Origin of the sequence: Cryobacterium sp. TMT2-4 (genome assembly GCF_004402575.1) — a bacterium.
Lineage (GTDB): Bacteria > Actinomycetota > Actinomycetes > Actinomycetales > Microbacteriaceae > Cryobacterium > Cryobacterium sandaracinum.
Genome location: NZ_SOGE01000030.1, coordinates 34,915 through 61,033, shown reverse-complemented (window position 1 = coordinate 61,033; position 26,119 = coordinate 34,915). Strand labels below are relative to the sequence as shown.

General features: G+C 68.0%; 29 protein-coding genes and 1 pseudogene. 15 read left to right on the top strand and 15 right to left on the bottom strand.

Features of this window, described 5'->3' with window-relative positions:
• Positions 1-69: 69 nt before the first annotated feature.
• The 3 genes from E3O54_RS09410 to E3O54_RS09400 are packed head-to-tail and all read right to left on the bottom strand — an operon-like array spanning position 70 to position 5,643.
• A complete protein-coding gene (locus E3O54_RS09410) occupies positions 70-3,450 on the bottom strand; it encodes an ATP-binding protein (RefSeq protein ID WP_134342371.1) in 3,381 nt (1,126 codons plus the stop codon).
• The gene (locus E3O54_RS09405; RefSeq protein ID WP_104101444.1) at positions 3,447-4,148 is read right to left on the bottom strand and encodes a DUF4194 domain-containing protein; all 702 of its coding nucleotides are present in this window, start codon (positions 4,146-4,148) and stop codon (positions 3,447-3,449) included. Before E3O54_RS09405 ends, E3O54_RS09410 begins: the two co-directional genes overlap by 4 nt.
• Entirely contained in the window at positions 4,141-5,643 is a 1,503-nt protein-coding gene (locus E3O54_RS09400; RefSeq protein ID WP_104101447.1) for a DUF3375 domain-containing protein, read from the bottom strand. Before E3O54_RS09400 ends, E3O54_RS09405 begins: the two co-directional genes overlap by 8 nt.
• Before the next feature lie 115 nt (positions 5,644-5,758).
• Between E3O54_RS09400 and E3O54_RS09395 the strand changes: the two genes are divergently transcribed.
• Complete coding sequence (locus tag E3O54_RS09395; RefSeq protein WP_134342372.1) at positions 5,759-6,064, top strand: hypothetical protein; 306 nt, start codon at positions 5,759-5,761, stop codon at positions 6,062-6,064.
• Positions 6,065-6,251: 187 nt separating this feature from the next.
• Here the strand turns inward: E3O54_RS09395 and E3O54_RS09390 are convergent, their stop codons facing one another.
• The 4 genes from E3O54_RS09390 to E3O54_RS09380 form a co-directional block, all read right to left on the bottom strand.
• Positions 6,252-6,716, bottom strand: coding sequence for an isoprenylcysteine carboxylmethyltransferase family protein (locus tag E3O54_RS09390; protein ID WP_134401466.1), 465 nt, complete (start codon positions 6,714-6,716; stop codon positions 6,252-6,254).
• A gap of 9 nt (positions 6,717-6,725) precedes the next feature.
• Positions 6,726-6,884, bottom strand: a complete 159-nt coding sequence (locus E3O54_RS16350; RefSeq protein WP_166784718.1) for a hypothetical protein — start codon at positions 6,882-6,884, stop codon at positions 6,726-6,728.
• Between the two features lie 42 nt (positions 6,885-6,926).
• Positions 6,927-8,381, bottom strand: a complete 1,455-nt coding sequence (locus E3O54_RS09385) for an HNH endonuclease signature motif containing protein (protein WP_134401465.1) — start codon at positions 8,379-8,381, stop codon at positions 6,927-6,929.
• A 79-nt stretch (positions 8,382-8,460) separates the two neighbouring features.
• Positions 8,461-9,336 (bottom strand): transglycosylase SLT domain-containing protein, encoded by an 876-nt coding sequence (locus E3O54_RS09380; protein ID WP_233191432.1) that lies wholly within the window; start codon positions 9,334-9,336, stop codon positions 8,461-8,463.
• 379 nt (positions 9,337-9,715) lie between these two features.
• Here E3O54_RS09380 and E3O54_RS09375 point away from each other — a divergent pair, with 379 nt between their 5' ends.
• The 4 genes from E3O54_RS09375 to E3O54_RS09365 all read left to right on the top strand — a co-directional run bounded on the left by E3O54_RS09375 (position 9,716) and on the right by E3O54_RS09365 (position 11,997).
• On the top strand, positions 9,716-10,531 hold the full coding sequence (locus tag E3O54_RS09375; protein WP_241976840.1) for an alpha/beta fold hydrolase: 816 nt from the start codon (positions 9,716-9,718) through the stop codon (positions 10,529-10,531).
• A gap of 119 nt (positions 10,532-10,650) precedes the next feature.
• Positions 10,651-11,226, top strand: coding sequence for a glycosyltransferase family 2 protein (locus E3O54_RS16935; RefSeq protein ID WP_241976839.1), 576 nt, complete (start codon positions 10,651-10,653; stop codon positions 11,224-11,226).
• On the top strand, positions 11,186-11,638 hold the full coding sequence (locus E3O54_RS16930) for a glycosyltransferase family 2 protein (protein WP_241972982.1): 453 nt from the start codon (positions 11,186-11,188) through the stop codon (positions 11,636-11,638). Before E3O54_RS16935 ends, E3O54_RS16930 begins: the two co-directional genes overlap by 41 nt.
• 131 nt (positions 11,639-11,769) lie before the next feature.
• On the top strand, positions 11,770-11,997 hold the full coding sequence (locus E3O54_RS09365; protein ID WP_134342376.1) for a hypothetical protein: 228 nt from the start codon (positions 11,770-11,772) through the stop codon (positions 11,995-11,997).
• Between the two features lie 18 nt (positions 11,998-12,015).
• On the opposite strand, the gene ctlX is transcribed toward E3O54_RS09365, so the two are convergent.
• Both ctlX and E3O54_RS09355 read right to left on the bottom strand, forming a co-directional pair.
• Complete coding sequence (gene ctlX / locus E3O54_RS09360; RefSeq protein WP_198411465.1) at positions 12,016-12,966, bottom strand: citrulline utilization hydrolase CtlX; 951 nt, start codon at positions 12,964-12,966, stop codon at positions 12,016-12,018.
• A 5-nt stretch (positions 12,967-12,971) separates the two neighbouring features.
• Positions 12,972-14,003 (bottom strand): ornithine cyclodeaminase, encoded by a 1,032-nt coding sequence (locus E3O54_RS09355; RefSeq protein WP_104171237.1) that lies wholly within the window; start codon positions 14,001-14,003, stop codon positions 12,972-12,974.
• Positions 14,004-14,128: 125 nt separating this feature from the next.
• Between E3O54_RS09355 and E3O54_RS09350 the strand changes: the two genes are divergently transcribed.
• Both E3O54_RS09350 and E3O54_RS16345 read left to right on the top strand, forming a co-directional pair.
• A complete protein-coding gene (locus tag E3O54_RS09350) occupies positions 14,129-14,596 on the top strand; it encodes an Lrp/AsnC family transcriptional regulator (protein ID WP_134342377.1) in 468 nt (155 codons plus the stop codon).
• Positions 14,597-14,675: 79 nt separating this feature from the next.
• Positions 14,676-14,831, top strand: coding sequence for a hypothetical protein (locus E3O54_RS16345; protein ID WP_166784717.1), 156 nt, complete (start codon positions 14,676-14,678; stop codon positions 14,829-14,831).
• 18 nt (positions 14,832-14,849) lie between these two features.
• On the opposite strand, the gene E3O54_RS09345 is transcribed toward E3O54_RS16345, so the two are convergent.
• Positions 14,850-16,091: an alkaline phosphatase PhoX gene (locus E3O54_RS09345; RefSeq protein WP_241976838.1), complete on the bottom strand. Its 1,242-nt coding sequence runs from the start codon at positions 16,089-16,091 to the stop codon at positions 14,850-14,852.
• Positions 16,092-16,264: 173 nt separating this feature from the next.
• Here E3O54_RS09345 and E3O54_RS16340 point away from each other — a divergent pair, with 173 nt between their 5' ends.
• From E3O54_RS16340 to E3O54_RS16925, 3 genes are read left to right on the top strand one after another with little or no spacing between them, the layout of a single operon-like run.
• Positions 16,265-16,807 (top strand): hypothetical protein, encoded by a 543-nt coding sequence (locus E3O54_RS16340; protein WP_166805240.1) that lies wholly within the window; start codon positions 16,265-16,267, stop codon positions 16,805-16,807.
• A complete protein-coding gene (locus E3O54_RS09335) occupies positions 16,807-18,792 on the top strand; it encodes an ATP-binding cassette domain-containing protein (protein ID WP_241976837.1) in 1,986 nt (661 codons plus the stop codon). The genes E3O54_RS16340 and E3O54_RS09335 overlap by 1 nt, the downstream gene beginning before the upstream one ends.
• Positions 18,789-19,736, top strand: a complete 948-nt coding sequence (locus tag E3O54_RS16925) for an ECF transporter S component (protein ID WP_241976836.1) — start codon at positions 18,789-18,791, stop codon at positions 19,734-19,736. The genes E3O54_RS09335 and E3O54_RS16925 overlap by 4 nt, the downstream gene beginning before the upstream one ends.
• Here the strand turns inward: E3O54_RS16925 and E3O54_RS09330 are convergent.
• The 3 genes and pseudogenes from E3O54_RS09330 to E3O54_RS09325 all read right to left on the bottom strand — a co-directional run.
• Positions 19,624-20,736 (bottom strand): annotated as a pseudogene (locus E3O54_RS09330) (vitamin B12 dependent-methionine synthase activation domain-containing protein); the annotation flags it as partial. The gene E3O54_RS16925 and the pseudogene E3O54_RS09330 sit on opposite strands and share 113 nt — an antisense overlap.
• Entirely contained in the window at positions 20,721-20,849 is a 129-nt protein-coding gene (locus E3O54_RS17165; RefSeq protein ID WP_255570307.1) for a hypothetical protein, read from the bottom strand. The gene E3O54_RS17165 and the pseudogene E3O54_RS09330, both read right to left, overlap by 16 nt.
• A gap of 82 nt (positions 20,850-20,931) precedes the next feature.
• Positions 20,932-21,258: an antibiotic biosynthesis monooxygenase gene (locus tag E3O54_RS09325; protein ID WP_134401462.1), complete on the bottom strand. Its 327-nt coding sequence runs from the start codon at positions 21,256-21,258 to the stop codon at positions 20,932-20,934.
• A gap of 114 nt (positions 21,259-21,372) precedes the next feature.
• Here E3O54_RS09325 and E3O54_RS09320 point away from each other — a divergent pair, with 114 nt between their 5' ends.
• Together E3O54_RS09320 and E3O54_RS09315 are read left to right on the top strand one after the other, a co-directional pair.
• Complete coding sequence (locus E3O54_RS09320; RefSeq protein ID WP_134342382.1) at positions 21,373-22,014, top strand: histidine phosphatase family protein; 642 nt, start codon at positions 21,373-21,375, stop codon at positions 22,012-22,014.
• 194 nt (positions 22,015-22,208) lie between these two features.
• Positions 22,209-22,439: a hypothetical protein gene (locus tag E3O54_RS09315; RefSeq protein WP_104101473.1), complete on the top strand. Its 231-nt coding sequence runs from the start codon at positions 22,209-22,211 to the stop codon at positions 22,437-22,439.
• Positions 22,440-22,520: 81 nt separating this feature from the next.
• Here E3O54_RS09315 and E3O54_RS09310 read toward each other — a convergent pair whose 3' ends face one another.
• Positions 22,521-23,363 (bottom strand): NAD(P)-dependent oxidoreductase, encoded by an 843-nt coding sequence (locus tag E3O54_RS09310; protein ID WP_134374450.1) that lies wholly within the window; start codon positions 23,361-23,363, stop codon positions 22,521-22,523.
• Between the two features lie 188 nt (positions 23,364-23,551).
• Between E3O54_RS09310 and E3O54_RS09305 the strand changes: the two genes are divergently transcribed.
• Both E3O54_RS09305 and E3O54_RS16335 read left to right on the top strand, forming a co-directional pair.
• On the top strand, positions 23,552-24,502 hold the full coding sequence (locus E3O54_RS09305) for an FAD-dependent oxidoreductase (RefSeq protein WP_134401461.1): 951 nt from the start codon (positions 23,552-23,554) through the stop codon (positions 24,500-24,502).
• 141 nt (positions 24,503-24,643) lie between these two features.
• Positions 24,644-24,781 (top strand): hypothetical protein, encoded by a 138-nt coding sequence (locus E3O54_RS16335; protein ID WP_166785314.1) that lies wholly within the window; start codon positions 24,644-24,646, stop codon positions 24,779-24,781.
• On the opposite strand, the gene heR is transcribed toward E3O54_RS16335, so the two are convergent.
• Entirely contained in the window at positions 24,778-25,563 is a 786-nt protein-coding gene (gene heR, locus E3O54_RS09300) for a heliorhodopsin HeR (RefSeq protein ID WP_134374454.1), read from the bottom strand. The two genes, E3O54_RS16335 and heR, sit on opposite strands and share 4 nt — an antisense overlap.
• Before the next feature lie 58 nt (positions 25,564-25,621).
• Here heR and E3O54_RS09295 point away from each other — a divergent pair, with 58 nt between their 5' ends.
• Positions 25,622-26,119, top strand: a complete 498-nt coding sequence (locus E3O54_RS09295; RefSeq protein ID WP_134401460.1) for a DNA alkylation repair protein — start codon at positions 25,622-25,624, stop codon at positions 26,117-26,119.

The window sequence follows — 26,119 nt, the reverse complement described above, 5'->3', positions numbered from 1 at the left end:
ACAAAATCTTACTGTGCAGGCCTGCCGAAATCAGGGCTCCCCCTGTCGCGGTAGGGTCCTGCGCGGAGCTTAATGCGAGCGCACCGGCGACGAGAGCGGCGTGATGTAGGAGAACCCGGTGCTGTTGTTCTTGGTCATCGAGAGCACCAGCTCCATGTGCGGCTCAAGCGCGGTGACCTTGTCGAGCGGGGAACCGATGATGAGCTGGAAGCCCAGCCCCTTCCACGCCGACACGGCACGGCCGGCGAACTCGGAGTCCGATTTCACGAAGCCCTCATCGAGGAAGACCGGCGCGAAACGCGGGCGGGTGCGACTCTCGTCGCCGAGCTGGAACCGCAGGGCGGCTCCCACGACGAACGCCACCAGTTCCTGGGACTCGCCACCGCTCTTGCCGCCGAGCGACGAGTAGGTGCTGACTTCCACGCCCTCCGGGGTGGTGCGCACGGCGGTGATCTCCACGTGCCGGCGCACGTCGAGCAGCAGATCGCGCTGGGATTCCTGGCGCGGACCGTCGGCGGACTTGCGGATCAGGTTCATGAACGCCTGCAACCGGGTGAACCGGCTTTCGGTCTGCTCGTCGGTGAAGGCATCCGTGGATCCGGAGGACAGCACCTTGAGTTCCGTGCGAAACGCGGTGGCGTCATCGCGGTGGAGGCGACGCAACGCGATCTTGAGGCGGTCGCGCCCGGCTCCGAACGGCAGTGTGGTGAGGATCTCGTTGATGGGACGGAGACGATCTTCGATTTCCTCGATGGAGGAGGTGAATGCCCCGACCAGGGGAACCAGGTCCTGGCCGCTCCAGAGCGCGAGGCGGCGCTTCCACTCCTGGCGCCGATCGTGCAAGCCGAGTGTGTAGACGGCGTCAAGGATGTCCCGGTAGCTCGGGTAGGAATCGAGCGAGACGCCGATGTTCGGGTCGGGCCAGCGGCTCTGAAAGGTCTCGAAGATGCCGATCAGGGTGTTGCGGGCGCCCGCGGCGCTGTCCCGGTCCTGACTGGACTGCTCGGTGAGGCGCTCGCGCAGCCGCCTGATGGCCCCGTCGAACGCGTCGAGGTCGTGCTGGTCGGCGACAGCCGCGAACTGGGCGTCGAGGTGGGTGGCGTGTTCCTCCGACAGGGACAGCGCGGCTTCCGGATCACCGTCGATGCGGTCGAGGCGGCTGCTCACCGCATCCTGCCGGTCCACGAAGCGGCCCTGCTCGGCGACGAGGGCCTGCAGGGCAACCTCCGTGGCGTGCTTCAGCTTCTGGGCTGTTTCCAGTTCGGCGGCCAGACGCTCTTCCTCGTCTTTCAGGGCGCGCAGCACGTCACTGTCGGCGAGCACGCGCTCGCGCTCGGCCCGCTTGTCAGTGATGCGGACATCCGCGGCTTGCACGTCGATGGCCGGCCAGGCCGCGTCGACGATGAACTGGTGTGCGGCCCTGCGGGCCCGGAGGTCGGCGAGGCTCGCCCCGTGCGCAAAGGCTTCACGCGCCAGGCTGTCGGCCTCCAGCCGCAGGCGGGCCAGCTCCTCGTCGATGTCGTGCAGGCGGGTGCGGCTGGAGAAGCCGATGATCGACTTCTGGTCGCTGTTCCAGCCATGGGCGCCGCGGGAACCGTTGCGGGTCTGCCCACTCGGGGTGACCCTCGGGCCGTCCCCGACGAGGTCGGCGGCCGTGGCGACGCACTCCGCGTCGAGGTTCGCGGCCTGTACCCGGTCCCGCACCCAGCCACTGAAGGGCGAGTCCTTGAAGACGAGCTTTCCCGACACGAAGCGCGGGTCACCGTCGATCTGCTCGTGCGAGCGCAGCGGCACCCCGTCGAAGTGGATGCGCACGGGGATGCGGAGCGGGTCGATGGCCAGGCTGAGCGCGCGCAGACGAGTCTCGTCGACGAGCAGGACGCGCACGACGGAGGCCAAGGTGACCTCGGCCGCCTGGCGCCAGGCGTCCTCGCCGGGGGCCAGATCGATCAGTTCGGCGACAAAGGGCAGTTCCTCGGCGGGGATGCCCGACGCCTCGGCGATCAGCAGGCGTGCGCTGTGCAGGTGCTGGGGAACCAGACTCGCCCGCCCGGACAGGAACTGGTGCTCCTGCCCCAGGGTGCGGAGGTTCTCCTCGACCGGATAGGCCGTGCGTTGCAGCGCGCTTCTCTTGTTCTCGAGGTCGATTTCGGCAGTGGGAAAGCCGGACAGGAACCCGTCGGCCGCGGCGCGGGCCCGATCGAAGTCGTCGCCGGAGTCGATGGAGAGGCCGAGAGGCCGGATGCGCTCGTCGAACTTGGAGCGCTCGGCGGCCACGTCGTCGCGTTTGTCGGTGAGCTGGCCAAGCTCGTTCTGCAGGCTGACGAGCACGTCGCCGCCGTTGTCACGCTGCTGGCGCTGCAGGTCGGCGACACGCGCTTTCAACGCGGTCTCGGCATCCCGGGCCGTCGTGGAGCGAAGCTGGGTGTCGCGCCGCTGCACCCGGTTGACGTCGGCGGCTTCCTCGAGCAGGCTCTGCTCCGTGCGGAGCTGCCACAGCACGAACGGCGTGTCGCCGGAGCGGTGCACGCCGAAGGTGTCGATCAGGTCGGCCTTATCGGTCGCCGTCTCGTAGACGCGGTGCAGGACGGGCAGGCGTTCCAGCACCTTGGCCTTCTGCGCCTCGGCGACCATGGCGCCGTAGGACCGTTCGAGGTCTTCGAAGTGGGCAACGGCCTTGTCGGCGGCCCCGTAGGTGGACGGTTCCTCAAGCACCATCGACTTGTAGAGCCCGTCGACCGTCTTGACCTGCTGGCCGGCCTGGATGCGTGCGAGCAGCCTGAGCGCCTTGCCGCCCTCGCCGTTGGCGCCGATGCCCAGGCGGGTGTACAGGGTCTGGGCGAACGCCGCATAGGTGTCGAAGACATCCAGTTCGGGGAACCGGGATTTGAGGGCGCGCTTGTCGAACCGGGACTCGGTCACGTCGGCCAGGTCGCGCAGGTCGAGGTATCCGTCGATCGTGGCCATCTTCATGGTGATGTCGGCGAACCGGGTGGCGCCACGGGGCACGAAGTAGGCCCGTAACACTGTGAAACGGCGCTGGTTGTCGTCGATGAAGGTCATCGACACGGCACCCCAGGTGGACTCGTGGGCACCGCGGAGCACCTGGTCCTGCAGCTCCCCCGTGCCGGCCTCCCGGTTGGCGTCAGTCTTGCCCTTGAGGTAGGTCATCAGGCTGCGCTGGTCGGCGCTGCGCGCCCGCCCGGAGCCGGCGTCGTTGGAGGCGCCGTTGAAGGGGGTGTCCGACGGCATCATCAGGGCGAGGTAGGCGTCGAGCAGGCTGCTCTTGCCGGTTCCGGACGCGCCGGACACCAGGGTGGCGCTGGGCGCGAACGCAACCTCGTGGTGGCCCTGAAAGCCGCCCCAGTTCACCATCTGGAACGACTCGGCGCGCCACTGCGTGGTGCCTTCGGTGAGGCCGTCGACATAGAAGAGCGGGGAATCGTTCATGACAGGGCCTCCGGCAGGGCTTCGGACAGGAGAGGCAGATCGTCAAGATCGGTGGCATCCGGGCCGGGATCAGCGTTCTGGGTGACCAGCCACTCCAGCAGTTCGCTCAGCCGTTCCACCGGCAGCAGCACCTCGATCACGGCGGAGATGCGGAATCGGTCGGGGTCGCTGGTCTTCAGCAGCACCCGCGCCTTCGCGAGGCTGTCGACGGCGGCCGTGGCCTTTCGGGCGTCGCCCCACCGGTCGGTGGCGTGTTCGGGCCGGAAATGGCCGACGTTCTCCACCAGGTTGTCGCGGTCCACGATAACGATGTCGTGGCCGTTGGCACGCTCGCTGCGGAACCGCTGCCGCAGCAGCACGAGCAGAATGGTCTCCTCCCGCGTGTAGGACACGTCGTGCAGCAGGGTCGGGAACCGGTCTCCGCCCTCGGCGACCGCCTGCCGTTTGAATGCCACCTCGTAGTGCAGGTCGACGTGCAGATCGAGGAACATGTCGTTCAGGCGCGATTTGAGCAGGCTCTGGGAGCGCAGCAGCGTCTGCCATTCGGCCGGCTGCAGCGCGGCGGAGATGTAGCGGTGCTTCAGCAGCAGCACCAGGGTGCGACGCTGCTCCACGGTGAGTCCGCCCTCGTCGCCCTCGAAAAGGGAAAAGCTGGGCATATCGATGTCGGGGTGCTCGGCGGTGGGCTCGTCAGTCATTGTCGGATCCGTAGTTCAGGGCGGACAGCGCCGCAGTTTCGTCGTCGCTGAGCATGATTCGGGGCACCTCGAAGCTGCGGGTGGAGCCGTCGGGTCGCACGGTTTCGAATCGTTCGAGCGTCTGGGACCGGCTGACCGCATCGATCTGGGTGGCGATCTGAAGCATCCCCAGAATCTCGACCGGGCGGCGCAGGGTGACGTCGAGATCGTTGAAGGCGTCACCGACGGATGCGGCGTCGCCGTGGTTGAAGGCCGTCACGATCGCGTCGCGCAGCTCCCCCAGCAGCGGGCCGCCCTGCGTGCGCATCTCGTCGAGACTCGGTGGCGGCGGGGCGTCGTCGGAGACATCCTGCAGCTCGGGCGGCGCGCGGTGGGCGCCCGGGTCGTAGAAGCGTTCGCGGAGGTGCGGGGCGTCGAGGGTTCCCGGCATGAGTTCGGCGGTGACCGTGGAGCGGGGCCCGGCGGTCTGCATCCAGGTCGCGAGTTCCTTGTTGATCTCGCGCAGCAGGCGTTCGAGTTCGCGGTCCTTGACCACGTCGTGGTTGACGATGTGCTCGCGCAGGGTGGTCGTCAGCCCGTTGCGCTGGGTGAGCACGTCGTCGATGCCCTTGCGGATCAGGCGCACGGTGCCCATGAAGCTGCGGCGGTCGGTGGCGCTGAGTTCGAGGGCGAACGGATGCAGCAGGATCGTCTCCAGGTCGTCCCCCAGCTCCCGCAGCAGGTCGTCGTTGCGCAGCAGGGTGAAGGCCCCCTCGAAGGCGCGACCTTCCGGGGTCGAGGTCATCAGGGCATCCGTTTTGGCGAGGTACTCGTCGAGTACCTCGCTGATCGGGCGTTCCTCACCGCGGAAATCGTTGACGATCTGCCGGTGCATGGCGGCGACGGATTCCTCGACGCGTTTGAAATCGCTGGGCAGCTGGCCGATCAGGTCGACCAGGTCGGCGTAGCCCTCACGCATCTGCTCGTTCGAGACGGGCGCGATCTCGCCGCCGGCTGCGAGGCGGTCGCGCTCGGCGGCGTTCTCGGCGATCGCCCGGTCGAGGCGACGGATGCGCTCCTCCCGATCAGGGTTGGCCTGCGTGGCGCGGTGACGCACCGTGTCGACGATCGTGGTGAGACGGGATTCGCTGATCAAAGCCCGATCGCGGGACAGACTCTCGACCAGGAGCAGCGCCTCGAGTGCGTGCGAGGTGAGCGAGTAGTGTTCTTCGTCGCCCTCCCCCGTTTCGCGGTAGAGCCACTGGTCGTTCATCCACTGCACGCAGAGGGCCCGACCGGTCTTGCCCGGCACATCGCTGCCGACCGAGCGCAGGTCGGCAAGGTAGGCGTCGACCTGAATGTGCAGCAGATCGGCCCGCACGCTGCGCCGGTCGCGGCTGAAGGAGGACTTGAACACGAAGAGCACGAACGGCGCCCACTTGCGGTCCAGCAGGCGCAGGGTGGGTTTGTCGAAGGCTTCGCGCACCCGCGCCAGTTCACCCGCAAGCTCGCTCATATAGAAGTTCCTTCCCGGGCCTCCTCAAGGGTAACGGTCCTCGCGTGCGGGCCGACACGCGGGCAGGCGCTCGTGGCGCGTGTGAGACTGTCAGGACAAGCTGAAGGAGCGACACGTGACCGACCCGCGCGCGAATATGGAGGGCAACAACCTGCTCAATCTCGGTGCGCCCCACCTGGACTGGTCGAAGACGCCCGGCCGGGTGCCGGGTTTCTGGATGTCGGTCGTCAGCGTCGTCCTCGCGGTGCTGCTGCCGTTTCCCGCGCTGTTCGTTGCCCTGATCGGGCTTTCCCTTTCATTGCGGGCTTTCAGTGTGATCCCGGCCGGCGCCCGAGGGCGAGGGCTGGTGCTCGCGTCGCTGGCCCTGTCGGGAGTCGCGATTCTGGCTGTCGTCGTGCGGCTGGTTCTGGTCTTCGTCTAGCCGTCGTGTTTCAGCCGTCGTGTTTCAGCCGTCGTGTTTCAGCCGTCGTGTTTCAGCCGTCGTGTTCCAGCCGTCGTGTTCCTCTCCGCGTCCTGAACGAATTCGACGGAGAATCTGGCCGAAATGTCTCAAAACCCGGCCGAAAAGCACTTGTGCTCCAAAATCTCCGTCGAATTGGTTCACCACGTCACGGCTTCAGCCGGCCCATCCCGGGGAGGAAGCGGCCGGCGCGGGCGCCGTAAGCGGCGTAGTCCGGGTGCTCGGCGACGAGCATCCGCTCTTCCCAGCGTGCCTTGCCCGCCAGCAGCAGAACGAGGGCGAGCCAGGCTACGAGATGCCAGACCGATGCACCGAGCAGCACGAGCCCAAGGCCGCAGATCATCAGACCGGTGTAGATGGGGCTGCGCACAAGACCGTAGACACCAGTGGTGACCAGAGGCGCGTGTTCCCGCGGAATCGGGCTCGCGGTGAGGGCCGGTCCGAGGCCGAGCATGCCGAGCACGGCGAAGACCGCGCCGGCGACAGCAAGCACGATCGCGCCAAAGACAACGGCGAGGTGCACCGGCCACAGTGTGCCGTGGGGCAGGAGGGACAGGGCCAGGAGCAGCAGGAACTGGGCCGACACCAGGGCAATTGCGAGCGCGCGCTTCATGGCTTGAGGCTACGCCCTGACCTGCCTCGGCTTGCACGTATTCGCGACCCCGGAGGAGATCGCGGATGTCACGAACACTGCGGCCGTTACGATCCCGGCCAGCTTCTTGTCCTCCTCGTAGCCGGCCAATGCCCAGCCGCCCTTGTCGGTCTGGGCTCCCGCGAGCACGAGAGGGAGCTTCAGCAGACATTGTGACCCTGGACGCCGGCCCTAGAAGGGCGGTGGGTCGTCGACGGCGCCCGGAGGCTCGAAGGGTATTGCCGGATCGGACCTGTAGTGGAGACCGCTGGGCGCGGTCCAGTGGAGCTCGCCGCGCGGCGACTGGGTCACCGTCCAGTTGGTTTGGGTCTTCAACCGGTGGTCGGGCGCGCAGAGGCTGGCGAGGTTGTCGTACCGAGTGATGCCGTCTTCTTGCCATTCGTGGTTGTGGTCCATCTCGGCGCGGGCCGCCGGTCGGTTGCAGCCGGCGAATCGACAGGTTTCGTCTCGAATCACAAGGAGCCGCCGGAGGTCCTTCGGCACCCGGTACTGATCTCGGCCGACCGACAGCATCACGCCGGTCTCGGGATGGACCAGGATGCGAGTAAAGCTCGGCGCTCCGGCCGCCAGTTCCCGGGCCGTCTCGGGGTCGATCGGCCCGCACCCCTCAAGGTGACCCGGCTCGTCGCTGCGGCCGAGGAGGGTGAGCACCGGCACCGTCACGTTCACGGTGGCGCGGATGCCCCGGCCGAGCCCCGCGGGGGTGACGCCGTCGACCACCAGTGCCGCGAAGGCATCCGCTCGGAGCTGGGCCAGGGTGCGGTGCTCGTCGGGGCCCTGCAGACTGGCCGCCATGTCGTTGACTCGGTGGAAAATCGCCTGGGCAACCGGCAGCTGCTGGTAGCTGTGCAGCCACCCCATGCCGTCTGCGGCCGGCTCGAACATGAGGGTGCGGTCGGCCTGGCTCTTGCTGCGGCGCACGGTAATCGACTCCGGATGCGACTTCTCCCGCAGGCGGCGGGCCGTGCGGTCGAACTGGGGCACGGTGAGCCGTTTCGCCTGGGGCAGCATCTCGGCCTCGAAGGCGGCGCGGGCCGCCGTCGGAAGAGAATTGGCGTGCTCGATCAGGACCCGCACGTGCGCGTAACTGATCTGGCCGGCCGCGAGGGCATTGCGGCTGGCGGTGAACGTGCCGGTGAGCGCCTCGCTCTGCGCCATCAGATTGGAGGCCGAAGCCTGGGAGATGTGCAACGCACAGGCGAGTTCGGAGATCGCGGTGCGGTAGGCGATCTCAAGGGCGTTCCACCGGGAACCGGCCACGCCGGCCGAAACCGAACCGCTGTCGACCGCGCTGTCGGCCGCGCTGTCGGCAGGCGGCGTGAGCCCCTGTTCGACGGCCTCGGCCCGAGCCGTCCGGCGGGCGCGATCACGTTCGACGGCAAGCTCATTGGACAGGCACCAGGCCCGCACCTCGTCGACCGCCTCGGCCCGCGCCGCCGACGCCGCGGCGAGCAGTCGGTCGGCGGCCGCGGCCGCGGAGACCAGCTCGGCCAGGACACTCATTCTGCGATCGAGGGAAGCCGCATCACCGGACGTTTCGGCCGTCACGACGCCGAGCGCGCCGCCGTCGTCAAGCTCTTCGATGTCGAAGTTCTCGATGTCGCTGAGATCGGCCAGGTTTTCCATACCCTGATTTTAGCACTGATGGAATCTCAGTTCTAGAAATACGCAGAAAATCTACATGACTTTTCGAAGATGTTGACCATCAGTACCAGCCCGAGGCCACCGACTTGTACCACGCTCCACAGGGATCGCCGTAGCGCTCCGCGATGTAGTTCAGACCCCAGGAGATCTGGGTGGCCGGGTTGGTCGCCCAGTCGGCGCCGGCCGAGGCCATCTTGCTGCCGGGCAGGGCCTGCGGGATGCCGGTGGCACCGCTCGAGGCGTTGTAGGCGTTGACGTTCCAGCCGGACTCCTTGTTCCAGAGACTGACCAGGCATCCGAGCTGGTCGGCGCCCCAGCCGTACTTGGACGCCATCATGTCCCGGGCGATCGCCTGGGCTCCGCTGGGGTTCGTGGGGGCGGCGGGGCGGGGCGGTGCCGGGGCGGGCGCGACCGGCTTGGGTGCTGCCGGCTTCGGAGCCGCCGCCTGGGCCGCGGCCTGCGCCTGGGCATCCGCGGCAGCCTGAGCAGCTGCGGCGGCCTGAGCAGCTGCGGCAGCCTGACCAGCAGCCGCGGCCTGCTCCGCGGCGATGCGATCGGCCTCGGCGGTCGAGGCCTTCACGACCTCGGCTTCGGCAGTGACCTGCTCCACAAGATCGAAAACTCGTTCGGGAGCCAGAAGCGAGTACTCGCTGAGCGAGGCGACGGTGCTCGAGAGCGCCGAGACATCCGTCTTGCCCTGGGCCGCCGCGATCACGCCGGTGGCACCGGCAAGGGCGGTGCGGGCGCTCGCGGAGGCGTGGGCCGGGACGACTCCGTCGAGACTGCCTGCCTGCTCGGGATGAGGGCCGGTGGCGGCTGCCAGAGCTGCGGTGGCAATGATGCGTTTCTTTTGCTCGTCCGCGGCAGCCTGCGACGCAGACTGGGCGGAGAATCCACTGCCCACGATGGCGCCAACGGCGATGACGGCGCCGGCCACGAGTAGGCGGCTTCGTCCACGCCGGCGACGCGTTTCCTGATGGCGGGTGAGTCCGACGTCGGTGCCGATCGCGGCTGCCGCACGGACCGGAGTGGCGTCTGATTCAGGGTTTGAACTGGGGAAAAGGACGGACAAAGGGGAAGACGAGTCTGAGTTTGGCATAACTTTCACTGGGCGAATCGCGCGCGGCTGCGCTCACGCTTCTTTTTCGACGTTCCTCGGTCGGGGACCCGGCCGGGCGAACCTTCAAGACTGCCCGGGATTTCTGGACATATCCTCATTTTTAGCTGGCAAAGCACTGGCAAAGCAGGGTGGCGGGATTGCCCAAAAGTCGACCTGGTGGGCCGAAATCCGGATGGTCGTGATGCAATGGTCCGTGATGTCACAACGCACCGCCCCACCGCACCGCTTCGTCTATTCGGCCGATGGAGTCAACCTGGCCACCTACGAATTCGGAGATTCGAGCGCCCCCACCGTGCTCGCCGTGCACGGCTTCGCCTCCAGCGCCGTCGCCAATTGGCACGTCACCGGCTGGACGCGCGATCTCATCCGCGCCGGCTTCCACCTGATCGCGATCGACCAGCGCGGGCACGGCCTGAGCGACAAGCCCCGCTCCCCCGCCGACTACACGATGGAGGCGTTGGTCGACGACGTGTTGCAGGTACTCGACGCCTACCTGCTCGACGAGGTCGCCTACGCGGGATACTCCCTCGGCGCCCGCGTGGGCTGGCAGGCCGCCCGCGAACTGGAGGGACGCATCTCGCGGGCCGTGCTCGGCGGCATACCCGACGGCGACCCCCTCAGACGCTTCAAGGTCATGGATGCCCGCGCTCATATCGAGCACGGCACCGAGGTCGCCGACCGCCTTACCGGGGCATACCTGACCATGGCCCGCGCGCTGCCCGGCAACGACCTCAAAGCCCTCGTGGCCCTCGTCGAGGGAATGCGCGGCGGCCCCCAACCCGGCGCCGACAACGCGCCGACTCAGCCCGTGCTCTTCGCCACCGGGACCAAAGACAGCATCCTCGAGGCCTCCAAGGTACTTGCCGCGGCCACGCCGAGCGGAGGATTCTTCGAGATCCCCGGGCGCAATCACTTCAACGCCCCGACGTCACGCGCGTTCCGGGAGGCGGCGATCGAGTTCTTCCGGAGCGGGAGCAGCAGCGGGAGGGTCGAGGTCCCCCTGCTCTGCTGATCTGCGCTCATCGGGGCAAAGACTTTCGATCGCGGCGTCGGCGTCGTCATCGGGCTTGTGGCTGGAGGTGCAGCGGCCCTCCTCTGGTTTGTTGGTTTGTCGTCGCCGCAGGAATTGCGATGCTCGAACGAGGAACGTCGAGCAAGGCCCGTCGGTCTTTGAACCAGCGCACCACTCCCCTCTCGGCGGGAATCGCGATGGCAAGAACGCGCGGAGTCTTCGCCGGCGCCGTGACCGTGACCGTTCTGGTGCCCGCGCACAACGAAGAGACATCGATCTTCGCGACACTGTCATCGCTGCTCGCCCAGTCGCACCGCCCGGAACGCGTCGTGGTCGTGGCGGATAACTGCACCGACGGGACCGTCGACATTGCCCGATCGCTGGGGGTGGAGATCTTCGAATCTCGCCGGAACACATTCAAGAAAGCCGGGGCGCTCAATCAAATCCTGAAGGTGCTCTTACCGGGCCAGGGCGACAACGACCTCATCATGGTCCTGGATGCCGACACACGTCTCGACGACGGCTTTCTGGAAGCCGCCGTTGGTCGCTTCACCAGCGATCGTGCGCTGATGGCGGTCGGTGGGTTGTTCTCCGGAGAGGAAGGTTTGGGGCTTCTCGGTCAGTTCCAGCGCAACGAGTACATTCGGTACTCCCGTGACAGTCGCCGTCGCCGGGGCCAGCGGGGATGTCTATGACACCGCCGCGCTCACGGAAGACAACGAACTCACCATTGCCCTGAAGTCGCTGGGAGCGCTCATCATCTCTCCCTCAAAGTGCACGGTGGTCACCGAGGTAATGCCAACCGTTCGCACTCTGTGGGTACAACGCCTGCGCTGGCAACGGGGCGCGTTGGAGAACATCGGGGCATGCGGCGTCTCACCCTTCACCTTCCGGTACTGGGCCCAGCAGTTGGGCCTGGGCTACAGCTTCATCGCGCTCAGCGCGTTCCTGCTGCTCATGCTTGTGACGCTTCTGGCGATCGATTCGTGGGTCTGGTTTCCGTTCGGGCTGGCCTCGGTCTTGTTTTCATCGCCGAACGTGTCGTGTCGGTCTGGGCGGGCGGTCTACGGGCACGCCTGCAGGCGCTCACGCTTTTCCCCGAGCTGATCTTCGATGTGTTCCTAGACCTCGTCTTTGTCAAGGGGATCATCGACATCACCCTGGGCCGGCAGGCACAGTGGGGCCATGTCATCCGCTCCGCACCCAACGACGAACTGCAAAGGGTGGCCTGATCCATCATGGTTGATGCTCTCCACGCCCTGGTTCCGGTCGGAATCCTCCTTCCGTCAACGGTGCTCCAATCGGACGAATTCGCCATCCTTGCGGCGTTCGTCGCCATCAATACGGTCATGTTCGCCGCACTCGCGGTCGCGAAGATCCTCCCGAAGCCACACCCCACGGATTGGTTTCGCGTACGCAACCGCCGGGCTTCAACCAGGAGCATCCATCCGGACGAATGCCTCTAGCGTCGAACGCCTGAGCCCTCAGGCGGCCGCGGCCGCCTGACTGGTGAACGCAGCACGACGGTCGAGGTGGATCCCGGCGAGCATGCACCGCACTGAGCCGCCGGCGAGTTCGATCGTGGGCACGTCAAGCGGCAGGATCGTGCAGCTCTGCTCGATGATCCGGCGCTGCTCGGCAGTCAGACTGCCGAGGGCGCGGCGGGAGAGCGCCAGCATTCGTCCGTTCCGTCCGTGCAGTTCGATCGCGTTGCCGGCGTAGTTGCGGATCTGATCGCGGTCGAGGGCGAGCACCTGCCGATCCTGCGCCGCCAGGCGCTCCACGACGTGGCTGCGCCGGGCCGGCGACTCGATCAGGTCGAGACCGACCAGGGCGAAGTCCGTGGCGATGCACATCATGACGTTGGTGTGGTAGATCGGCGTGCCGTTCTCGTCAGACGCGTCGAAGACGATGGGCTCGTAGCCGAAGTTGGTGCAGAACCGTTCGAGCGCGATCGGGTCGGCCCGCCGCGACCGGGCCACATAGGCGATGCGCGCCGCATGGTCGAGAACCATGGCGCCGGTTCCCTCGAGGAAGACGTCGTCGAGTTCGAGACCGGAGTAGTCGACGACATCCTGCACGCGGTAGCGCTGCTTGAGCATCTCGACGATGTCACCCCGGCGCTCGGTGCGCCGGTTCGGCGCGTGCATCGGATAGAGCGCCACGTGACCCCCGGCGTGGGTCGAGATCCAGTTGTTGGGGAACACGCTGTCGGGGCGGCCCGGCCCGTCGTCATCGAACAGGTGCACCGCGATGCCCTGCGCCTCCAGGGTGCCTGCTACCTGGGTCACCTCGGCGTAGGCGGCCTCGGCCACCAGGGCGGCGTCGTGCCCGGCGTCCCGTGACTGGAAAGCGTTGTCATGGGCCGTCTCGGGGTTCGGCGAGAAGAAATGTGGCCGGATGAGCACCACGGCCGATGGGGCCTGCACGGACACCGGGGTCAGACGAGGACGGGCGCGCCCGCGGTGACCAGACCGAAGAGGTCTTTCGGGTCATCGGGGTCGGCGACGAGGTCGATATCGGTGTAGAACGAGGTCTGGTCGACGGCATCCTGCAGGAAGCGGAGCGCCGAGAAGTCCTCGATGGCGAAGCCCACGGAGTCGAAGACCGTGATCTGCTCTGCCGAGGTGCGGCCGGCGGCCTCGCCGAGGAGCACCTGCCAGATCTCGGTGACCGGGAATTCGGGGTGCATCTGCTGGATTTCGCCCTCGATACGGGTCTGCGCGGTGAATTCCACGAAGACGTCGGCGCGGTGCAGGATGCCCGCGTCGAGCTCCGTTTTGCCCGGGCAGTCGCCGCCGATGGCGTTGATGTGCACGCCGGGGCCGACCATGGCGTCGGTGAGTACGGTGGCATTCGCCTTGTCCGCGGTGCAGGTCGTGATGATGTCGGCGCCGGTCACGGCATCCGTCGCCCCGGTGGCGACCATGATCTCGAAACCGAGCGGAGCCAGGTTGCGCACGAATTTGGCGATGGCATCGGGATCGGTGTCCCAGACGCGGAGCCGGTTGATGCCGAGGAGCCCACGGAAGGCGAGCGCCTGGAACTCCGACTGGGTGCCCGTGCCGATCATGGCCATGGTGTGGGCGTCGGGGCGGGCGAGCGCGCGCGCGACCATGGCCGAGGTCGCGGCGGTGCGGAAGGCCGTGAGCACGGTCATCTCGGACCAGAAGGTGGGGTAGCCGCTCTGCACGTCGGCGAGGACGCCGAACGCGGTGACGGTCTGCAGGCCCCGCGACGGGTTCGACGGATGACCGTTGACGTACTTGAAGCCGTAGGTGACGCCGTCGCTCGTGGGCATGAGTTCGATCACGCCGAGCGGTGAGTGGCTGGCCACGCGCGGCGCCTTGTCGAAGGTAGGCCAGCGGCGGAAGTCCCGTTCGAGGTACTCGACCATGTCCGTGAGGATGCGTTCCACACCCGTCGCGGCGGCCCAGCGGTTGATGTTTCCTACGTCTACAAAGCGCACCACGTGCGTCTCCCCTCGTTCAGGTTTACAACCATATGCATGGGCGATGTGCAGCCGCCATTTGATTATTGCCGCATTCTGTCCAGATGACTATGCATTGTGCGCTCAATATACATACACTATGTGCAATGTATCCCCTCGATGACCTCGACCGCCGCCTGCTCTCCGTCCTCCGCGTGAATGGCCGCGAGCCCGTGGCCAGCCTCGCCCGCGACCTCGGTGTCACCCGGTCCACGGTCAACAGCAGGCTCAAGAGGCTGACCGATTCGGGAACCGTCGTGGGTTTCGGCGTGCGGATCAGGGAGGACCGCGACCCGAACTCGATTCGGGCCATCACCCTGATCGAAGTGGAGGGGCGCGCAATCACGAAGGTGATCCACGCCCTTCGCGGCTTTCCGGAGGTGAAGGCCCTGCACTCGACCAACGGCGGTTGGGACCTCGTCGCCGAGCTGCGCACCGACACCCTGGCCGACTTCGACCGGCTGCTCGGGCAGGTGCGCTCGATCGAGGGCGTGCTCAACAGCGAGACCAGCCTGTTGCTCAGCTCGGTGTCGAGCGAGGAACTGCCGGGCACCCGCGGGTTGTCGCAGAACTGAGGCTGCCAGCACCTCCGCGCCTCACCCGCGCTACATTCATGCCGGCTTCTTGACGACGCGGCACTTCGATACTTCCCTGATGGTGCGTGGGCGCACGTTCGTTGACCGGATGCGGGAGGTGGAGGCAGGCTACCGGAAGGTGAGCCGGGAGCTGACGCTGTCGGACTGGAACAACGAGCCCCACAGCAAGACCGTGCTCGACGGCCTCGCGCAGCTGACCTCGGCGCTGCAGTAGCCTGCCTCCGGGGTGAGGCTAGTCGCGCGTGATCTTCCAGATGCCGTCGGCGAGGTCCTTGTCGGGGTGCTGCACCGTAGCGAACAGCTCCTTCGGGTTCTTGCCGAAGTAGATCCCGGTGGTCTCGGCGCCTTCATCCGTCAGCGAGGCGAAGAGCTCGACGCTGTCGGACGCTCCGTCGTGGTCTCGGTCCTTTTCGGCCCGGAAGATGTCGCTGAAGCTGTTGTCTTCCGTGATCCAGAGGGCGCCGTCGGGGCCCTCGGCAAGGTTGTCCGGGTTGTTGAACCCGGTGACCCCGGCGGCCTTGTCCTCGACCGGCACGTTCATGCCGGCCTCGACGAAGCTGCTGACGGTGAGCTTCGACAGGTCGATCGCGACCACACGCTCCTCGGAAGTGTTGGCCACGTAAAGGGTCTGGCCGATGATCTCGACGTCTTCCGGGCGACCGAATTCGGTGGCGCTCACCGCGTTGGCCGCGGCATCCGCGTCGACGCGCACCTGCGCCTGGTCGAGGGCCACCCATTCGAAGGCGCCGACCTTCTCGGTGAAGGTGGCCTGGTTCCACGTTTGCGCGGCATCCGTCAGCCCGGTGATCTTGAGGGCGTGCAGCCGGCCCTGGGAGAGGTCGCCGCGAACGGTCGGCACGAACTTGAAGATTGAGCCGCCGTTGAGTTCGTCGATGACGATGACGGAGCCGTCGGCCGTGACGTCGATGCCCTCGTGACGTTGCGCTCCGAGCTCGGTGCGCTCCTCGATACGCTCGACCGTGGTCGGGTCGTTCTTCGCGAAGAACAGTTCGAAGACCTTGCCGCCGGTGGTCTCTTCCGTGACGAGGAGGCTGCCCCAGGGGGTCCAGCGGATGCCATCGAGACGGTTCCAGTCCGCGCGTTGCGCGATGACGCTGACCGCACCGGTCTTCAGGTCGGTCACAGAGACGGCGCCGTTCGAGCCGACCTCGTAAGTGTTGTAGAGGAAGCGGCCGGCCTGAGCACCGGTCTCGTTCTGGGTGTTCATGTCATGCAGGTCGTCGACGCCGGGGTAGACGTCGAGCACGGTTTCGTCGTGCACGAGGGTCTGGGTGAAGCCCTCCGGTAGCAGGTACGGCTGGGTCCAGTCGGTGCTGCCCATGCCGTAGGCGGAACCGGCGAGAGGCACGAAATCGAACGGGCCGGTCGCGGCGAGCGCGGCAGGGGCGATGCCGACGACTGCGGTGGCAGTGGCGGTGGCGGTGAGGGCAAAGACAGCGATCTTTTTGCGCAAGGCGCGACTCCTTCATAGGGGGTAGGTACAACGCCATCGAATCTATGAGCCTCATGCTGACGCCCGGAGGTCTCCCGGTCTCCAGCCGGTGTCGGCCCGGTGAACACTCGGTGCCCCCGTCTCAGCGCGTGACAAGAACCAGACTTCACCCGCCGCTGGGTATTCTGGAGCACATGAAGCTGACAGCAGTGCCCACCCTGACCCTGGTGGGGGCGCTGGCCTTGAGCGGATGCACCACCGGCGCGCCCGAGACCGACACCACCCCTGCCGCCGCCTCCGCCACCGCCGCTCCGGCCGACGGGGCCTGTGCCGGCGTGAGCGTCGTCGTCGACTTCGGCGCGCTCGACGCCCCCGAGATCACGGACTGCGTCGACACCGCCACCGCCACCGCCGGGACGATCACGGCCAGCACGGTTCTGGCGACCGCCGGTGTGGAAACCGAGGGCACCGTGGAGTGGGGCGACCAGGTGGTCTGCCGCGTGGGCGGCCGCCCGGCCGCCGACGAAACCATCAAGGTGGCCGGCGAAACCCCGTTCACCGAAACCTGCGCGTCCATGCCCGCCGCTGCCGCTTACTGGGCGCTCTGGGTCAAGCCCACCGCCGACGCGGAGTGGGAGTACGCCCAGGAGGGCCTCGGCAGCCTCGAGCTGGAACCGGGCCAGTCCGTCGGCCTCATCTTCACGACCGGCACCGAGACGCCCACCCCCGGAAGCTAATGCTGCGCTTCCGGTTTCCCCCCCTGCGCTCGGCGGCGCTGCTTGCCGGAGCGTTCGTGGGCATCCGGGTGCTCTACCGGGTGGCCTTCAGCGGGGCATCCGGCGGCGGCCTGTTGCTGCTCGACCTCCCGCGCCTGCCGCTCGATGGGCCGTTCAACCACATCGCGTTGTTCGGGCCCGTCACGACCGGAGGCCTCGGCAATGCCGCCCTGAGCGCGCTGCCCTTCGCTCTGGTGATCCTCGGGTTCGGAGTGCTCAACGCGCTCGTCGACGTGCGCCGCTTCTTCGCCCGGGGCGCTAACCGGGGCCCGCTGCGCGCCCTGTCGCGGTCGCTCGTGATCGCCTGGGCGACGTTCCCGGCACTGATCGACGCGGTGCGCCGGGTGCGCACGGCCAGTGCGTTGCGCGGCGAACGGTCGGCACCGGCCCTGCTGGTGCCGGTCTTCGAGCAGACCGTGGAACGGGCGCTCGGCCTGGCTGCGTCCATGGAGTCCCGCGGGTTCGCCGCCACGCGGGCGGCAGCCGGCGAGTGTGAGAAGCCGGTCGTGATGACGGATGCCGCACTCGGCTTCGAGGGTGAGCGCTGGCACCTCGAGGGACTCACCCTCGACCTCGCTCCCGGCACGCTGACCGTGATCGCCGGTTCGACCGGATCGGGAAAGACCAGCCTGCTGCACAGCATGAGCGGTCTCTTCCAGCACTTCGCCGAAGGCACCCAGCACGGTTCGATCGAGGTGGGCGGCGCCGACCGCGCCGCCACTCCCCCACGCGAAACGGCCGGCTTCGTCGGACTTGTCACCCAGAACGTGCGGCTCTCCTTCGTGGCCGAAACCGTGCCGGACGAGATCGGCTTCGCCCTCGCGGTGCGCGGCATCGCACCGGTCCTCGTGGAGCAGCGGGTGCGCGACGTGGCCGAGCGGCTGGGGATCGAGCATCTGCTCGGCCGCGGCACCTCGGAGCTCTCGGCGGGCGAGGCCAGTCTCGTCGCCATCGGCGCCGCCCTGGTCAACCAGCCGATCCTGCTGCTCGTGGACGAACCTCTGGCCGATCTCGACACCCCGGCCCGGGAGCGCGTGGTGCAGGTGCTCGACCGCCTGGCCCACGAGACCCAGGTCTGCGTCGTGGTCGCCGAGCACAACACCCGGGAGTGGTCGAATTCGGCGGATGCCTGGCTCGAGCTCCGCGGTGCGCGCGTGCATGCGCTCGGCCCGGGCGAGCGGCCGAGTGCGCTGGTCGCGGCGGAGCAGGCGGCGGAGCAGGCAGCACAGCAGGGTCAGAGCACCCTGACCACCTCCGCCACCGGGCCTGCGGGGCCGCTCGCGAGTATCCGTCACCTCACGGTTCTGCACGGGAGCGAGCGGGCGGTCGACGATGTGTCGCTGGACCTCTACGCGGGCGACCTGGTGGCGCTCGAGGGTCGGAACGGCGCGGGCAAGAGCAGCCTGCTGCGCGCGATCGCCCTTTCGGCGACGCGAGGCAGCGTGCTCGTGGCCGGGCGGGACGTGGCGCAGCTGCGCCCCCGATACCGCCGCACGGCTGTGGCCCTGGTGCCGGAGAATTTCGACGATCTGCTCTTCGCCGTCACGGTGGCCGAGGAGTGCCGCCGGGCCGACCGCCGGCTGAAGCCCCCGGCCGGGAAGGGAACCGCGCTCCGGTTCGCGAACCTACTCGGGCTTGGCACCATGGCGGAGGCGGCGCACCTGATGCGGCGGCATCCGCGGGACCTCTCGGCCGGCGAACGCCTCTGCCTCGTGATGGCCATCCAGCTGGCCGCCGAGCCGCGGGTGCTGCTGGTGGACGAACCGACGCGCGGCCTCGATCCACAGGCCCGGGCGATCGTCGCCGCCGCGCTAGTGCGCGCCTCGAGTGACACGTCGGCGGTCCTGTTCGCTACCCACGACCGCGACTTCGCCCGGTCCCTGGCGACGAAGATGGTCATCATGGCCGCCGGCCTGCTCACCGAACCGGAACCGGTGCGGTCATGAGGCGCACCGGCTGGACGGGCTGGACCGCCTGGGTGCTCGGCGGCGGCAGTATCCTCGCGGCCGCCGGCTTCGCCTGGCCGTTCTTCGCCTCGGCGCTGCCGGAGAACGCCCAGTCGGCCGCGCCGGTCGTGGCCTTCGCGCTCGTGCCGGCCCTGATCGTGGCCCTCGCTCTCACCCTCGACGGGGAGATGTACACGGCCAAGACCGTGGCCCTGCTGGGGGTGCTCTCCGCGGTCGGCGCCGCCGTGCGCATCGCGGGCACCGGCGTCGGCGGCGTCGAGGCCGTGTTCATCCTGCTGATCCTGGCCGGTCGCGCCTACGGGGCCCGCTTCGGGTTCCTGCTCGGCCTGCTCACCATCGCGGTGTCCTCGGCCCTGTGGGGTGGGTTCGGCCCGTGGACCCCGTTCCAGATGTTCGCCTGCGGCTGGGTGGGAGCCGGGGCGGCGCTGCTGCCGCGCATCCGTTCCGCACATATCGGCGCGGCCCGCCTCGAGATCGCGATGCTCGTGGCCTACGGCATCGTGGCGTCCTACCTCTTCGGACTGGTGATGAACCTCTGGTTCTGGCCGTTCGCGGTGGGCTCGGGCACCGACATCTCCTATGCGGCCGACGCCACGCTCGGCGAGAACCTCGCCTCCTTCGCCCTGTACACGCTCGTAACGTCGACCCTCACCTGGGACACCGTGCGCGCCATCACCACCACGGTCGGGATCGTGCTGGTAGGCCCGGCCGCACTGGCCGCTCTCCGCCGAGCGAAGCTGGGCCGGCCAGGCAGGGCCGCCCGACCACCCGAGGCCGAACCGGCTACACCGGCTACACCGGCTACACCGGCTACACCGAGAAGTACTTCCCTTCCGGGTGGTGGAACACGAACGCATCCGTCGACTGCTCCGGGTGCAGCTGCAGCTCCTCCGACAGCACCACACCCATCCGCTCAGGCCTGAGTAGTTCGACGACCGTGTGGCGGTCCTCCATCTCGGGACAGGCCGGGTAGCCCAGCGAGAACCGGGTGCCGCGGTACTCGAGCTTGAACATGCCGGCCAGTTCGACCGGGTCTTCGGCACCCAGGCCGAGCTCCTCCCGCACCCGGGAGTGCCAGTATTCGGCCAGCGCCTCGGTGAGCTGCATGGTCAGCCCGTTGAGCTCCATGTAGTCGCGGTATCTGTTCTCGGCGAAGAGCTTTGCCGTGACCGTGTCGACGTTCGCTCCGGCCGTGACCAGTTGGAGGGCGACGACATCCGTCTGGCCGGATTCGCGTGGGCGAACGAAGTCCGCCAGGCACAGGTGCCGGTCGCGCCGCTGCTGGGGGAAAACGAATCGCAGGCGTTCGGAATCCACGGTGCCGCCGGAGCCGCCGTCGGGGGCGGGCAGGCCGGCGACCCCCAGCACGCCCGACGGGTCGTCGCCGTGGTGCAGCACGACGAGGTCGTTGCCCTCGCTTGAGGCCGGGAAGTAGCCGTAGGCGACGGAGGCGTCGAGTATGCCCTCGGCGAGGATGCGGTCGAGCCAGTAGCGCAGCCGGGGTCGGCCCTCGGTGTCCACCAGATGCTGGTAGCTCTTGCCGTCGTCGCCGCGGCTGGGCTTCAGACCCCACTTCCCCATGAACGTGGCCCGCTCGTCGAGGAACGTGGAGTACTCGGCCAGCGCGATCCCCTTGACGATGCGGGTGCCCCAGAACGGCGGAACGGGCACGGGGTTGTCGGCGACCACATCGGAGCGGGCCGGCATGGCGTCCGGCTCCGTGACGGTGAGCAGACTGCGCTTGTGGATGCGCTTTTTGAGCGGCGGCAGACCCACGGATTCCGGGTCGGCGCCCCGCGCGACGGCGACCAGCGGCTCCATCACCGCCAACCCCTCGAAGGCATCCCGCGCGTGGCGCACCGTGCCGTCGAACAATTCGGCACGGTCCTCCTCGACGTAGGCCCGTCCTACAGCATGGTGCCCATGGCGCCGTCGGCGATGACGACCTGGACGTTCAACGCATCCAGCAGAGCCTGGGCCCGCATCGGTCGCACGGCGTCGGTGTGCAGGGCGTCGTGTGCACGGGGTTCGCTCATCGACCCAGCTCGACCGGGCCGCCCGCCGCGCAGCTCCGTGTAACGCGCCGTGGCCTCGGGCACCGCAGGGGACGCGACTGCGTCAGGCCGGCGAGCCGCCGGCGATCTTGTAGGACCACAGCTCGCTGCTGATGCCCATGGGCCGGGCCGGTGCTTCGCCCTCCGTCGGGGCGTCGCCGCGGTGACCCTGCGCGAAAGACGGCGAGGTCAGCCAAGCCTGGAAGGACTCCTCGTCGGCCCAGCGGGTGACGACCAGCCAAGTGCTGCGACCATCCGTCGGCTTGAGTAGTTCGAAACCCTCGAAACCCGGTCGGTCGTCGACCGCACCGGCTCGGGCGGCAAACCGGAGGGCCAGCTCGTCGCCGTTGTCGCCGGGCACCGTGATGGCGTTGATTTTGATGATCGTCATGGGGTTTCTCCCTCTCGTGGATGCACTGTTTACTCCTCCCATGCTGTCACCCTCGGCGGCGACGATCTCACCCTGCGGGCTCTCGCCAGGCCCGATGCCTATGCTGGTGTCACAATGCGACTCTTTCTGATCCGTCACGGCCAGACGCCCGCCAATGTGCTCGGTCAGCTCGACACCGCTCACCCTGGCCCCGGCCTGACCGAGCTCGGGTTCCGGCAGGCCTCAGTGATTCCGGATGCCCTGCGCCTCGAGTCCATCGACGCCATCTTCGCGTCGACGCTCGTACGCACCCGGCTCACGGCCGAGCCGCTGGCGACCGCGTTGCAGCTCGACGTTCAGGTGGCCACCGGGCTGCACGAGATCGAAGCGGGCGCGCTCGAGGGGCTTAGCGACCGGGCATCCATTCGCACCTATTTTGAAACCGTGCTGACCTGGGTCACCGGGGACCTCGCGGCCAGGATGCCCGAAGGCCTGGACGGGAACAGCTTCTTCTCCCGGTTCGACGCCGATATCGCTTCTGCCGCCGCCGGTGCCGACACGGCGGCGGTGTTCAGCCACGGCGCGGCGATCCGCGTGTGGACCGCGGCCCGCGCCAGCAATGTGTCGCCCCTGTTCGCGGGCACGACCGACCTCGAGAACACGGGGATGGTCGAGTTGTCCGGCTCTCCCGAAGACGGTTGGACCCTCGTTTCGTGGGCCGGCCTCAGCGTGGGCTCACCGGGCGGACCGCAGCTGCTGTCGCTCAAGGTGCACTGAGTCCTCCGCCATTGGTTGTCTCGCGCGGTTGTATCGCGCGGTTGTATTACGCCCGGAGGGCCGAACCAATTCGACGGAGATCTTAAGGAAAAATCCGGTTTTCGGGCTGTTTTGGGGCAATTTGGGCAGAATCTCCGTCGAATTCGTTCGGGACGAGACGCTACACCGGCCTGACCGACGCCCAGCGCCTGTCCATGATCGGCATCACGCCGATGATCGGGCTGAACGACACGGGAGAGGTCTGCTCGCTCACCGACACGACCAAGGTCGGCAAGTTCGCCAAGGCGAACGCGCTGAACTACCTCGGCTGGTGGGAAATGACCCGGGACCAGCCGTGCACCGGCGGGATCGCCGCGTACATGTGCTCCGGGGTGAGCAACCCGCAGTGGTCGTTCTCCCGGGCGTTCGTGGCGGTCACCAACTAGCCGCACGCCACTCAGCACCGAAAAGACGGATGCCCCTGCCCGGCCGGGTGGGGGCATCCGTTGCTTCATCGGCTGAAACGGCTACACGTGGTCGCGCCAGCTGTGCTGCGGTGCGTAGCCGAGCATCCGTCGGGCCTTGTCGATGGAGAGCAAGGTGTCATTCTCGCCGACCTCCCGGAGTTCGACGCCGGGGAAGACCTCGGCGGCCAGCTCGGCGTTCGGCCGGCTCATCACCGTGTCGGCGGCGGCGATGATGAACGCCTCGAAGCCCGGCTTCGCGTTCTGCAATGCCCGCAGCACGGCCTGGGCGCCGTCACGGCCGTCGATGTAGCCCCACAGGTTCCACTTGCGCAGGGTGGCGTCGGCGTCGAAGGCGGGGAAGGCCGCGTAGTCCTCCGGGTCCTTCACGTTGGAGAAGCGCAGAGCCGTGATGCTGAGTTCGGGATCCCAGCGGGTGAGCTGGATCGCCAGCTGCTCCTCGAGGTGCTTCACCAGCGAGTAGGTGCTTTCGGGCCGGGCCGGGTACTCCTCGTCTACGGGAATATAGGGCGGGTCGATGTCGAACGGGAGACCGAGCACAGTCTCGCTGGACGCGTAGACCAGCTTCTTGATGCCCGCCCGCCGGGCCGCCTGGAACACGTTGTAGGTGGAGAGGATGTTGTTGTGGAACGTGGCCACGTCGGGAACCAGGCCGGGAGCCGGGATCGCGCCCAGGTGCACGATGGCGTCGAACCCGCTATGCCGGTCATCGACACCGAGGACCGCGTCGACGACCTGGCCGTAGTCTGTGAGGTCCACGACCACCAGATCGTGGCTGCGGGCACCGTCGCGGTCGAGGTTCAGTACCTCGTGACCCTCGGCGACGAGGTACGTCACGACGGTCCGGCCGAGCTTTCCGCTTCCACCAGTGACAACGATCTTCATGCGGGACTCCTTTGTGTGGGCGGTGCTGCGGATGCAGCGCTGCGGCATCCGTGCCGGGTCTCGGCAGCTAGGACGACACGAACAAGCGTACGACTGCACGGTGGGCGCGCTGTGCGTGCAATGCGCGTGCAATGCGCGTGCAACGCGCGTGCAACGCGCGTGCAACGCGCGTGCACTAGCCTCCAGACATGGAAACGTGGGACGTCATCGTGGTCGGTGCGGGCGTCTGCGGTCTGACCATCGCCCGGAACCTGCAGGAGCGCGGTCGTGCGGTCCTCCTCCTCGACAAGGGATCGCGGCCGGGCGGGCGGCTCGCGAGCCGCCCGCTCGGCGGCCGGTTGTTGAACCCGTCCGTCGACACGGTTCACAGTCACGACGCCGAGGTCACCCGCGAGATCACCCGCCGAACGGGAGCCCGGTTCGTGCCCGACACCGAGGGCTACGCGAAGTGGATGTTCGACGAGCCCGCGGGCGATATCGCCAAGCGGTGGGCGGGCGGCACGACGCTCCGGCGCACCTTCGTCACCCACCTCGCCGTGCAGAATTCCGGTCTCATCCACGTCGTGCCGCACAACTCGGGGGAACCGTTCGGGGGCCGGGCGGTGGTTCTCACAGCGCCGGTTCCACAGAACCTGCAGATGCTGCGCGGCAGCGGGATCGCTGTCGCGCCCGGCCTGCTCGAGGCTGCCTACGACAGGCGGGCCGTTCTGCTGTGCATCGTCGACGGCGCCGACGTCGTGAATGACGTCGTGGGCTGGTCCGCTCCCGACGGAGTCATCGAGACGATTAGAGTCAGGCACCGGGACGATGCCCGACAGGTGTGGCTCGAGGTCATTGCAAGCCCGCTCTGGAGCGAGGCGACCTGGGACGCGGACGCCACATTCTCGCAGGCGGAGCTGCTGACCGAGCTGATCCGGCTGCTGCCCGGCGTGCGCGTTCTGGACTCAGCGTTGAAGCGCTGGCGGTATGCGAATGCTGTGGTGCCTGCAGATTCGGGGTCGGATTCCACGTTCTTCCGCAGCGCGGACCAGCCCGGCATCTTCGTGGCGGGAGACGGTTTCGGGCGACTGCACGGGCATCCGTCGGGCATCTCTCGGGCCGTGCGCTCCGGACTGGACGTGGCCCGCGCGCTCGCCTAGCCCGCCTGAGCCCGGCGGTCGAGCTCGACTTCCGGCGGTCGAGCCCGTCGAGACCCGGCGCGCCGTCGCTAACTTCGGAGATTTTGGCGACATGCCGCCCAGGCGCCCAAACCGGCGTTTCCTAAGATTCTCCGTATTAACGTGACGACAGATGCGGGTGGCAGACCCGGTGACGGATGCCCAAGGCAGGCCTGGTCGCTCCCCGCCGAGGCACTGGCCGGGTTCGAGCAGGCCCTGCTGGAGTCGGCCCCGCACCTGACGGTGTCGAACCTCGCCTAGAGCAGCACGCCCCACACCACGTGCGCGGCCAGCAGCGTGGTGCCGAGCGTGACGAGGGTGATCTGCACGATCTCCACTCGGTGCGGATGCGCCCATGCGCCGTGGGCTCGCCGGCCGAGCCAGGCGTTGGTCCAGACCAAGGCCGCCACCGCGAGCAGCGAGAGGGTGACGGTGCGCACGAAGAGTTCGGGCACGTCATGGAGGACCCCGGCGCCGACCTGGTAGAAGGCGATGATGCCCCACGGCACGATGCCGACCATGGCTCCGAAGACGAAGGGCCGGAGCGAGCCGCCGGCCGGTTCACGCTCCTGCAGTGCGAGGAACAGCGTGGCACCCGCCGTGATGGCGTAGAGCGCCACCAGCGTGCCGACCTCCGTGACGCCGTTGAACTGGGCGATGAGGAACACCGTGATCGCGGAGACCTGCGAGTACTCGACCCAGCGCAGCGGATTGCGCGCGGCGGCCAGGCCGCGCCGGTAGCTGCCGGCGACCGTCGGGGTCACGGCGGCGAGGCGTAGGAGCGCGGAGAAGGCGAGCAGGACGACGACGGCCACCCCGAGGTTCACGGCGGCCAGGTCGACGACCTGCGCTTCGGCCTGGGAACCCACCGGCCCGCCGGGGAAGCCGGCCGTGACCGGCAGCAGCACCGGGGCGCTCTGGGCCAGGACGACCACGGAGACCAGAACGGCCTGTGCGATCAGGAGGAGTGCGGCGGCGAGGTTGACGCTGCTCAGGCGGGTGGATCGGGCATCCGTCACGGTGTTCTCCGATGCCGTCGTCATGCACTCAGCGTAACGGCCGGGGTGCGCCGGCAGCCTCCGGAAACACGAGAATGAAGGGGTGAGTGACGCCGGCAGCTTCGTAGACGCGACGCTGCAGGCCGAGGGGGATTCGTACCGGGCGGCGGCGGCGCAGGAGCGGCTGGGCAGCGACCTGCGGTTCTACGGTGCCTCGGTCGGCGCGGTGCGCGGAACGATCCGGGACGCCGGCCGCCGGTATCCCGGCCTGACGCACGACGACATCACAGCACTGAGTTCCGAGCTGTGGGCGGTGCCGGTGTTCGAGCGCCGTCTCGCGGCCGTCGTGCTGCTGCAATCGAATGTGCGGGTGCTGGATAACTCCGACCTGAGCCGGATCGAGGGATTTGTGCGAAGTGCCCGCCTGCGCGAGTTGGTCGACCCGCTCGCCGTCGACGTGGTGGGTCCGCTGGTGGAGCGGTTGGATGCGCCGGGCCGGGCCCGGGCAGACGGGGTGCTCAATCGCTGGGCCGGCGACGGCGATCCGTGGTTGCGCCGGGCCTACCTGCTCACGAAACGTCGGCTCGAGCAGCACCTCTGA